Annotated in this window: 11 protein-coding genes; 5 read left to right on the forward strand and 6 right to left on the reverse strand. The window is 46.4% G+C overall.

The window, feature by feature from the left end; translation table 11 throughout:
* Positions 1-483: 483 nt before the first annotated feature.
* Genes AC1YY3_RS12035 through AC1YY3_RS12045 form a run of 3 tightly spaced genes read right to left on the reverse strand, consistent with a single transcriptional unit; the run spans position 484 to position 5,861 of the window.
* Positions 484-4,176, reverse strand: coding sequence for a DUF748 domain-containing protein (locus tag AC1YY3_RS12035; RefSeq protein ID WP_482194509.1), 3,693 nt, complete (start codon positions 4,174-4,176; stop codon positions 484-486).
* Positions 4,148-5,503, reverse strand: coding sequence for an ammonium transporter (locus AC1YY3_RS12040; protein ID WP_482194510.1), 1,356 nt, complete (start codon positions 5,501-5,503; stop codon positions 4,148-4,150). The genes AC1YY3_RS12035 and AC1YY3_RS12040 overlap by 29 nt, the downstream gene beginning before the upstream one ends.
* A gap of 19 nt (positions 5,504-5,522) precedes the next feature.
* Positions 5,523-5,861, reverse strand: a complete 339-nt coding sequence (locus AC1YY3_RS12045; protein WP_481825204.1) for a P-II family nitrogen regulator — start codon at positions 5,859-5,861, stop codon at positions 5,523-5,525.
* 226 nt (positions 5,862-6,087) lie between these two features.
* On the opposite strand from AC1YY3_RS12045, the gene AC1YY3_RS12050 reads away from it, so the two are divergent.
* The 4 genes from AC1YY3_RS12050 to AC1YY3_RS12065 are packed head-to-tail and all read left to right on the forward strand — an operon-like array spanning position 6,088 to position 8,240.
* Positions 6,088-6,540: a DoxX family protein gene (locus AC1YY3_RS12050; protein ID WP_481825203.1), complete on the forward strand. Its 453-nt coding sequence runs from the start codon at positions 6,088-6,090 to the stop codon at positions 6,538-6,540.
* Entirely contained in the window at positions 6,540-7,634 is a 1,095-nt protein-coding gene (locus AC1YY3_RS12055; RefSeq protein ID WP_481825202.1) for an alkene reductase, read from the forward strand. The genes AC1YY3_RS12050 and AC1YY3_RS12055 overlap by 1 nt, the downstream gene beginning before the upstream one ends.
* Before the next feature lie 56 nt (positions 7,635-7,690).
* Positions 7,691-7,975, forward strand: coding sequence for a toxin (locus tag AC1YY3_RS12060; RefSeq protein ID WP_482194511.1), 285 nt, complete (start codon positions 7,691-7,693; stop codon positions 7,973-7,975).
* A complete protein-coding gene (locus tag AC1YY3_RS12065) occupies positions 7,965-8,240 on the forward strand; it encodes a hypothetical protein (RefSeq protein WP_481825200.1) in 276 nt (91 codons plus the stop codon). Before AC1YY3_RS12060 ends, AC1YY3_RS12065 begins: the two co-directional genes overlap by 11 nt.
* Positions 8,241-8,317: 77 nt before the next feature.
* Here the strand turns inward: AC1YY3_RS12065 and AC1YY3_RS12070 are convergent, their stop codons facing one another.
* Together AC1YY3_RS12070 and AC1YY3_RS12075 are read right to left on the reverse strand one after the other, a co-directional pair.
* On the reverse strand, positions 8,318-9,685 hold the full coding sequence (locus AC1YY3_RS12070) for an ammonium transporter (RefSeq protein ID WP_481825205.1): 1,368 nt from the start codon (positions 9,683-9,685) through the stop codon (positions 8,318-8,320).
* Positions 9,686-9,744: 59 nt separating this feature from the next.
* Positions 9,745-10,083: a P-II family nitrogen regulator gene (locus tag AC1YY3_RS12075; RefSeq protein WP_481825199.1), complete on the reverse strand. Its 339-nt coding sequence runs from the start codon at positions 10,081-10,083 to the stop codon at positions 9,745-9,747.
* Positions 10,084-10,189: 106 nt separating this feature from the next.
* Here AC1YY3_RS12075 and AC1YY3_RS12080 point away from each other — a divergent pair, with 106 nt between their 5' ends.
* On the forward strand, positions 10,190-10,333 hold the full coding sequence (locus AC1YY3_RS12080; protein WP_481825198.1) for a hypothetical protein: 144 nt from the start codon (positions 10,190-10,192) through the stop codon (positions 10,331-10,333).
* Positions 10,334-10,396: 63 nt separating this feature from the next.
* Here the strand turns inward: AC1YY3_RS12080 and AC1YY3_RS12085 are convergent.
* The coding region (locus AC1YY3_RS12085; protein ID WP_481825197.1) for an outer membrane beta-barrel protein at positions 10,397-10,633 on the reverse strand (237 nt) is incomplete at its 5' end.

Below are 10,633 nucleotides of genomic sequence, written 5' to 3' on the forward strand. Positions count from 1 at the left end.
AGAGTCAAGTAGAGGCTGTCATGCAAAAACTTAATCACAGACCACGAAAAACGCTAAACTACAAAACACCCCATGCGGTATTTTTTGGCGTCGACAAACGACAAGCCGCATGAATACTAGAATTGCACTTCAGAGTTGAATTCGCCAGATTTCTGCCAATCAGCCTATAAAAGTAGCACATAACAATCGCAATTTTAGAATTGGAGAGAAAGAAGGCGATCAAGTTATTGCAGCTAGTAAATCAGGGTTTTCTGAGCAAATAGTTGCAGCCGGTAAATTGAATAGACTGATGGAAAGCCGTGCGCTACTTGATAGCTTGAGCCAACTTTGATCGTTTTCAGCGCGGGTAAATCATTGTAAGAATGTAAGGTTCAGAATGAATGGTGGCTATCAGTCAGCATTCGTCCTTGAACGCTATATTTTGACAGACGAGTTAGACGATTTAGATTCCTATCCAAGGTAGGTTCAATAGAAATCTCAAGCTCAATTCGTTTTCAAAGATAAGGCACTAACAATATCCTTACCTTCTCGCTTGGGATCAAGTGCAGAATCTAGGATAAACACGCGCTCATTAGGTACGCCACCTTTCTGGACGATATATTTTGCGATGGCTTGCGAGCGTTCTGATGCAAGGTCTTTGAGGCGCTTTGGATCGGGTTTGATGATTTCCGACATCTTTTGTTTGGCGGCTTTATAAAAATCGCCATCGGAACCAATCAATTTTGGCGTACCTAATAGGTTTTTCTCGCCCAGGGTTGGAAATTGTTTGATGAACGCATCGGCCAGCAAATCGTTGTAGTCATCTTCGGTCAATTCCACATATTCAGCACGGACTTTCTTGCCTGCTTCCTCGCTGAGTTCTGCGGCTTTGATTTTTTTGAGCTGATCCAATAAGGCTTCTTCGCGCAGGATCGGCCAGTCTTGTTCTTCAAAAGCCGCGCCTTTAACTTCGATATTGAGTACGGGTTTTTCTATCAATGCTTTTGCTACGCCATCCAGTTTGCCCGTTTCCTTTGCGTCCAATACATCCTTGCCGGGCGCAAAACTGACGACACTCAAATCCTCGTCACTCCCCGCCAAAGAGGCAATCGCATTGAACGGCGACGTGACTATCTTGGTCAAAACATTAACCAATGCATCGAAGATAATCCCGCCAATGCTGAATTGAGGGTCTTCCAGGCTGCCTGTTAGCGGCACATCCAGCTTTATTTTGCCGTCAGAATCTTTCAGTAATGCAATCGCCAAACCTAGCGGTAAGGACACGGCGTTCGGGTTATCGACTTGTTCGCCCAATTCCAGTTGGTCGATAAGGATGTTGTTGGAGGCTTTCAACTGGCCTTTTTCGACCTGATAGTGCAAGCCCATTGTCAGCTTACCTTTTTCGATTTTATAGCCAGCAAACTGCACCATATAAGGCGTAACCAAAGGCATGGGCATCCCATCAAATTTGAGGTCAACATCAAAGTTGCCTTGGTAAGGGCTGATTTCACCCTTGATATCCACGGGAGCAAGGTCGTAGGCGTTACCTTTTAGATCGACCTTGATGGTGGATTTTTGGTCTGATGAAATGCCATGTGCGCCGCCATCCAGACTTTTGATTTGCGCGGCAAACGGCAGTATTAGTGACAGATCAGCAAAATCTGACGAACCATCGACGATTTTGACCTTATCCAACTTGAAAATCGGTTTAGTGCTTTGTGTGGCTTTGCTATGCGCTACTTTGACAGGTTTAGCGGGTTTTGCCGCCTTATCTACTGCACCTTTTTCAGGAATCATGATGTCAGAAAAGTTGATGGTTTTATCTTTTCTGATGGTGACTTTGGCATAAGGTTTTTCGATCAATAACAGCGCGGCACTATAGCGGTTTTCCAACAAATCAACATCTAAATCTTTGAAAGTTAAGTTATCCCATTTAATAAAATCCTTGCTCTGGATTTGGTCGCGGGTCAACAAGTCGGCGATGCCGGTGTTACCCTTGAATTTAACATCCAGCGGTTTGTCCGGCGGTTGCAATACAATCAATTTGCCGTCGATGTTGAATTTGCCGTCCAACACATCAAGCCGCGCAAATTTATCGACATAAGGCTGGAATGTTTCCAGGTCAATGTTTTTAATATCGACATCTATTTTTGCAACAAGCGGCGAAATAACCGTATCGCCTTTCAGCTTGATGGAACCGGTTTTGTTAACGCCTATATCGAGTTGGAAGGGCAATTTGGCATCAGGCTTGTTGACGTAATTGCTCAACTTGAGATTGATCGGACTTGCCGTCATGCGTACCGGTTTTTTTAAGGACTTATCTTCAAAATTCAGGCCGAAATTATCCAAGGCCAGATTGTTGACTTTGATAAGCCAGTCTTTCTTTGGTTTTACAGGTGCTGCTGGCGTACCGGTATCTTCTGTGAAGTCAACAGTCTTGGCGGTGGCAATATCCGTGTTTGCTTCTTCCGCTTTGGGAGGCGCAAATAAGGTCTGGTAATTGATAACGCCATCTTTATCCAGCCACGCCTCGAATTCGGCATCTTTACCCGTCACCGAATCCACCACAATTTCCTGGTTTTTGAGGTTAACGCCTATCCCATTCAAGCCGAAAGCTGGAATCTTGATGAGCGTTTTGGCTTCGCCCTTTTCGGACACTTGCAAATCGTGCAGGTCAAACTTGCCCTGCGTCACGGTGAGATCCAGGGTATTGCCGACAATCCCCAGTTGATACGAGGCTTCCAGGGCAATATCTGGGATTTTGGCTTCGACCTTGCCCTGGTTTAACCCAAAGTTCTTGATGTTCAATTTGGCCTTATTGGCGACAATTTTTAAGCCTTCTTTCGTCTTAGTGACTTTAATGTCGGTCTCATGGGCAAACGCAGGCACCACAACGGCCATCTGCCCGTGCATTTGGTTGGAAAATTGTAGGTTGCGGCTATCAAATTTGACCTTATTGACCACCACATCCATAGCGTTTTCTGCAAGAGTGGCAACACAACCGATTTCAACGATAAAAGTTGGCGTTTTGAGGAGAGTTTTGCTGGCACTTTTGTCGGCAAACTGAAAATCTTTCAGTTCAAATCGGCTTTTCTTGATGGTGATTTTCAGGTTTTTTTTGTCGAAACCCACTTTATAATCGACATTGAACTGCTCATTACCCTTCAAATCAAATGCCGCAGTTTCCGATAAGGCCAAAGCCAACACTTTTTCCAACTGCACCTTATCAAATTTTATTCCGCCTTCCGAAAAGACCGGGTTAACGCCGACATTTCCCTTCCAGTCCAGTTTTCCGCCGGATTTAAGTGCCAGGTTGAATTCCAGTTTGGCTTTTGTTTTTTCCTCTGTGCTTAAGTTGCTGACATTGAGGTTAATCGGGGTTATTTCTTCTGATACGGGTCTGGCGAAATGCTTGTCATCCCAGTTTAGTTTCCCGTCTTTTATCGACAACTTGACAATATTGAGCGGAAACATCTCGCCCTCATCCGGTTTTTTTGGCTCATCTTTTTTCTTAGGTTTTGCCATGTCGTCAAAATTAAACTTGCCGTCTTTCAACTTGGCAAGATAAACCGTCGGCTTATTCAGGGCGATTTCATCAATGACCAAAGCCAGTTGTTTGATGGACTGGAACGTGTTTATCTTGACATTAAACGTATCGAACCCCACAAACGGCTTGCCATTTTTTTCCTGAATCTTGAAGCTTTGGATGCTGGCAAATAGGGTGAACGGATTGAATTCTATATTGGCAATCGAGGCTTTTCTGCCGGTTTCTTCCTGAATGATGCTGGGTATTTTTGATTTCAAAACCGCTGGCACTATATAAAAGCCCAACACGGCATACGCTACGACCAAGCTGATGGTGATGATGAGCGGCTTAAGGAACCGTGCGTAGGGTTCCGGTAACTTGAGGTATTTCTGGTTCAGGTCTTCAATAAGGCCAGAACGGACTTTAACTGATTGCCCCTGTTTATCGGTGGCCTTATCTTTGCGAAATGGTCTAGAAATAAGCTGAACCAGCTTATCTAAGGATTCTTTAGCGGCATTCCAAGACCAGTTTGAAGGCTTGATTTCGGATAAGTTAGAACGTACCCTGCCAATTAGCCCTGGGAGACGATCAAGAAGTGATCGCCATCCCAGGCTTATTGTTGACCGAAACTGCTGGCTGGTCTTAGATATCCAAGTAACCAGTTTCTTCATGTAAGACCTGATCTAACCCTTGAACTTCTTCATCGGCAGTGACGCGTAGGCCTATGCACCTATCCAAAACCTTAAGGATTAGGTAACTGAACAATGCACTCCACGCGATAGTCGCCAAGATCGCCAAGGCTTGAACGCCGACTTGGTCGATAATGGTAACGCCTGGGGCAAGCCCAATACCGCCCAAACTAGCCTCCGCAAATACGCCAGTCAGCAACGATCCGGTGATTCCGCCGATGCCATGTACTGGGAAAACGTCCAGTGAATCGTCGATGATGAGCTTGCGTTTGATAACTTGGGTGGCACAAAAACAGACTATTCCGGCGGTTATGCCAATCACCAAAGCACCCATAGGGCCGACAAAACCGGATGCCGGGGTAATCGTACCCAAGCCAGCCACCATGCCTGTGACTATACCCAAGACGCTGGGTTTTCCAAAGCGTACCCATTCAATGGTCATCCAGGTCAATGATCCCGCCGCAGCACCGATATGAGTAACCAACATCGCCATGCCTGCACGACCATCCGAGGTCAAGGCACTGCCTGCATTGAAACCGAACCAGCCTACCCACAACATCCCCGCGCCCGTCACCACCATCGTCATATTGTGCGGCGGCATGGCGGTGGTCGGGAAGCCTTTACGCTTGCCGATGACCAAGGCAGAAACTAAGGCGGCAACGCCGGCATTGATATGGATGACAATCCCGCCCGCAAAATCCATTACACCCAAAGCGGCTAACCAACCACTGCCCCAAACCCAATGACAGATCGGCACATAAACCAGGCACAACCACAAGGCACTGAACCACAACATCGCCGAAAACTTCATGCGTTCGGCAAATGCCCCAACAATCAAAGCTGGCGTTATGATGGCGAAGGTCATTTGGAACATGAAGTAAAGCGTTTCTGGAATGTCGCCCGTCAATGATGCGGTAGTTATATCCGGCAAAAACGCTTTGGACATGCCGCCCAAGTACTTTTGCAGATCGCCGCCATCGGTGAAAATCAGGCTGTAAGCCCCCGCCAGCCAAATGATGGAGATGAGGCAAGTGATAGCGAAGCATTGCATTAATACGGACAGGACGTTTTTGCTCCTGACCAGCCCCGCGTAAAACAACGATAGGCCGGGAATGGTCATGAACAGCACCAATGCTGTTGATGTCAGTATCCAGGCGGTATTTGCTTGATTCAGTTCAGCGGCCGAAGCGGACCCAGAAGCCAAAAGCAAGGCAAGCGTTATGAGACCTTTGCACGACCTCAAGCCCCAAAATGGGTAAAATAAGCCTTTATTCAAGATATATTTTTTATAATTATTTTTATTATTCATCGTGTAGTCCAAGCACCAACTAAATGGCATCTTCCCCCGTTTCGCCCGTCCTGATACGCACTACCTGTTCAAGATTGGTCACAAATATTTTACCGTCACCGATCTTGCCGGTATTGGCGGCATTAACAATGGTTTCGACTGCCTTATCGACCACATCGTCACTTACGGCAATTTCAAGCTTGACCTTCGGCAGAAAATCAACCACATACTCTGCCCCACGGTACAACTCAGTATGGCCTTTTTGTCGCCCGAAGCCCTTGACTTCTGTGGCGGTCACACCTGCCACGCCAATTTCAGACAAGGCTTCCCGCACATCGTCCATCTTGAATGGTTTAATAATCGCTGTTATTAGTTTCATGAGTTCTCTCAATTATTTGTAGCTTGAAGGTAGATTTTCCGTAGACTCCAATCATACACAATTTATTAACGTACAACGAGCAAACGGCTTCAAAATACCCAAAATAATGTACTGAGTGTGCTACAAAGTTATTGTATGTTGATAAAATCCAGTACTATTTCCGGTGTAGTTGCTTAATTTATTTAGCATTAAACACGTTATATTTCAGATTAAATTCGAGGTAAACATGAAAAACAGTCTAAACAAAATACTCCTATCAGCGGCAGGTATGGAAGCCTTGGCTTTACGACTTCCGATAGGATTCATCCTAACAGCGCATGGCAGCCAAAAACTATTTGGCTGGTTTGATGGTTATGGACTTGAGGGAACGGGGCAGTTCATGGATACACTCGGTCTTCATCCCGGTTTACTTATGGCGTTATTGGCAGGCAGCGCAGAGTTTTTCGGCGGTGTCGCGCTGATGTTAGGCTTATTTACCCGTCTTGCTGCGGCAAGTTGTGCCATTACCTTGCTGGTTGCGTTGGTCATCGTGCATTTAGGGCATGGTTTTTTCCTGGATACGCACGGTATTGAGTATGCTTTAGCCTTATTGTCTGCTACCACAGCCTTATTAATCATGGGTGGTGGCAGCTATTCCATAGATAGTTATCTTGTACGCCAATATTTTCGGAGTGTGTAATGTCATCACCAAAGGAAAGTAAGCTATTTTCACCTATCAAGTTCGGTGATCTCGAATTAGCCAACCGAATCATCATGGCTCCCTTGACGCGCAACCGAGCGGCGGAAGGCAATGTACCGCAAGCCATGAATGTTGAATACTACCAACAACGTGCCAGTGCGGGGTTGATAATTTCCGAAGGCACCCAAATATCACCGCAGGGCTTGGGTTATCCTGGGACACCTGGAATACATTCCGATGCCCAGGTCGAAGGTTGGCTTAAAGTGACGGCAGCCGTCCACAAGGCAGGCGGCCTTATCTTTTGCCAACTTTGGCATGTGGGCAGGATTTCGCATACTTCATTGCAAATCAATGGCGGCAAGCCCGTTGCTCCCTCAGCTCTTAAACCAAGCGGACAGATTTTTACCTACACAGGTTTGCAAGATTTTGAAACGCCCCGCGCCTTAGCAATCGAGGAAATCCCAGGCATTATTGCCAATTATGTCAGCGCGGCGGAAAATGCCAAACGTGCAGGTTTTGACGGCGTGGAAATTCATTCCGCAAACGGTTACCTGCTCGACCAATTCATCAGAGACAGCACCAACTATCGGCAAGACCAATACGGCGGCGACATTAATAACCGAATGCGCTTGTTAATCGAAGTCACGGAACAGGTTGTGGCGGTTTGGGGCAAAGATCGTGTCGGCGTACGCTTATCGCCGGAAAATTCCTTCAACGATATGAGGGACAGCAATCCACAGCAAACTTTCAATGCCGTTGCCAAGCGCTTATCCGACTTTCCATTGGCGTATTTGCATATCTTGGAAGGCGACATGATGACCGGCGAGCGCCGACTTGATTATGTGGAATTAAGGCAATGTTTTGACGGACACTATATGGTCAATAACGGCTATGACTTAGCGTTGGCGAATACCGCAATTGCAGAAGACCGAGCCGATATGGTCGCCTTCGGCAAATTGTTTATCGCAAATCCTGATTTACCTTACCGCTTTGCTCATCAATTACCGTTAAATACATCCGATAGTGCGACTTTTTATGGTGGGGATGAGAAGGGGTATGCTGATTATCCGGCGTGGAGTGGTAATGGGCAGTAGATAAAAAAGTGGGCTATTTGTGATATACTCTGCATATACAAAATAGCGTGCTGAATATGCACTTTGAATGGGATGAAGGCAAAAACAAGCAACTTAAAATCAATCGAGAGGTTTGTTTTGAGGATGTGTTTATCGCCATCAGCGAAGAAAGGCTGCTCGATATTTTGCCACACCATAATCCGGCGAAATATCCCAAGCAGAAGTTATTTATCGTTGAAATACGGGGCTATGTTTATTACGTGCCATTTGTAGAAGAGGAAGAAATGGTTTTCCTGAAAAACATCATTCCTAGCCGTAAATACCAAAAGCTTTACTTAGAAGGAACCCAACATGACAGCTAAACTTTCAGTAGAAGAAAAAGCTATAATCGAATACGTTGAAAGCGGTCGAGCGATAAGTATTGAAAATGTAGAGGAAGAAAAAAGCCGTTACACCCAAATAGCCCGTAGCCAAATGAGCAAGAAAAAAGCCATTAGCATAAGGTTGTTGGAAAGCGATATTGAACGTATAAAGGCCAAGTCTCTTAGCCAAGGGTTACCGTATCAAACTCTTATTAGCTCACTTATTCACCAATATGCGAACGGTAAAATAAAGCTTGATACTTAACGTCCGTACTGTAGGTAACTTGTAAGGCGGGTCATGACCCGCCCTACGTGCTACAATCAGAATCTGACTTATCTCAATTAATTGTGATAAGCAGATTCCCCATGCTCGCAAATATCCAAGCCTTCACGCTCGACTTCTTCACTAACACGCAGCCCTATCAGCACATCCACGATCTTAAAAGCGATGAAAGAAACCACGCCAGACCAAACGATACACACCCCAACACCCCATAATTGGCTGGTAACTTGGGTAGACATACTGAATTCAGCGACACCATTAGCCACATAGTCCCAAACACCTGTGCCGCCCAAACTTGGGCTGGCGACAATGCCAGTGCCAATAGCGCCGATAATTCCACCTATGCCATGCACGCCGAAAGCGTCCAGGGAGTCGTCATAACCCAATTTTGCTTTCAGGTAGGTAACTGCCCAGAAGCACACTGCACCAACGACTAAACCCAGACCAATAGCCCCCATCGGTCCTGCCCAGCCACATGCGGGCGTAATGGCAACCAGACCAGCGATTGCGCCGGAAGCCCCGCCTAACATGCTAGGCTTGCCTCGCATCAGCCATTCTGCGCCCATCCAAGATAAGGTTGCTGCCGCGCTGGCAAGTAAGGTGTTCACAAAGACCAAAGCCGCTAACCCATTGGCTTCAAGGTTAGATCCAACGTTAAATCCGAACCAGCCTACCCACAATAAGGATGCGCCAATCATGGTCATGGTCACGCTATGTGGGGCTAAAGATTCTTTTTTGAAGCCGATGCGTTTGCCTATCATCAAACAGCCCACCAAGCCTGCGATACCGGCATTGATATGGACGACCGTGCCACCCGCAAAATCCAATGCGCCTTTTTGGAACAAAAAGCCCGCTGTTGCACCCGCAGCTTCTGCGGCTTTAGCATCGGTGTACGCATCAGGACCTGTCCAATACCAAACCATGTGCGCCATCGGCAGGTAAGAAAACGTAAACCAGATGAACATGAACAACAGCACCGCCGAAAACTTAACCCGTTCGGCAAATGCACCGACAATCAAGGCTGGTGTGATAGCCGCGAACGTCAACTGGAACGCCACGTAGATATATTCTGGGACGTAAGCACCCTTACTGAACGTCGCCGCCATCGAATCAGGCGTGATGCCAAGCAGGAACATCTTGCTAAAACCGCCAAAGAAGGCATTACCCTCAGTAAAGGCAACACTGTAACCATAAATCGCCCACAAAATTGCCATCATTGAGAAAATAACGAAGACTTGCATCAGGACTGACAGCATATTTTTGGCGCGTACCATGCCGCCGTAGAATAATGCCAGGCCTGGTATCACCATCAAAATGACTAGCACAGTCGCCACGATCATCCATGCGGTATCACCTTTGTTAACGGTTGGCACTACTACCGCTGCTGCGACCACATCTTCAGCGGAAACAACAGACGACAAACCCATCAATAACAACCCAATTATGCCCCAAAAACCCGAATTTCTTTTTTTCATCTCATTCCCCCTTACAGAGCTTCTTCGCCAGTTTCTCCGGTACGAATCCGAATAACCTGCTCTAAATTAGTTACAAAAATTTTGCCGTCGCCAATTTTGCCGGTATTGGCAACCTTGCTGATCGCTATCACAGCTTGATCGACTAAAGCTTCCGTGACGGCGACCTCAACCTTCGCCTTGGGCAAAAAATCAACCACATACTCGGCACCGCGATACAGTTCGGTATGTCCCTTTTGACGGCCAAAGCCCTTTACTTCAGTGACTGTTATACCAGATACACCCAGTTCTGACAGTGCCTCACGCACATCATCGAGTTTAAACGGCTTAACAATTGCGGTTATCAGTTTCATATTTACTCCTTCATCAAGTTAACAACCAAGAGAACCTTTCCTAATGGGTTAGGAGAAACCTTTTGCATACAAAAGGGATTCGCTTGGATTAGTTAAAGCACAGATCATGCCAATTGAGATAAACAAAGAAACCTTGAGATTAAAGCAGATGTTAAGCAGCAATTTGAAAGAATCGCACCAAAATGGTGCTTTTGTTGTGTCTATGAGTCGTATTGGTGCGGTCGTTTGTTATATGCAAGATCTTGAGTGAACAAAAAAATGCGCCCGAAGGCGCATTTAGAGTGCAGAGGAAGAGATAGAGGTATCGAAGCTTTTAAAACGCCACTGTCATATCCGTAGAGAACAAGAACTGGTCTTTTTGGTTGCCGCCGTCAAAGGGCAGTTGACCGGTGGCGGCGTTAGTATCGACCCAGTCATAGCGCACATTAGGACGAATATTCAGCCATTTCATCGGCTTCCAGGTTACCCCTGCGGTGACGGCATAGAAAGTGCCAGCTTGGCAGTTGGCAGCGGTACGGGCTGGGTTGCAAACCCTTACGCCGTTTTGGTC

This window comes from Methyloglobulus sp., assembly GCF_964779595.1.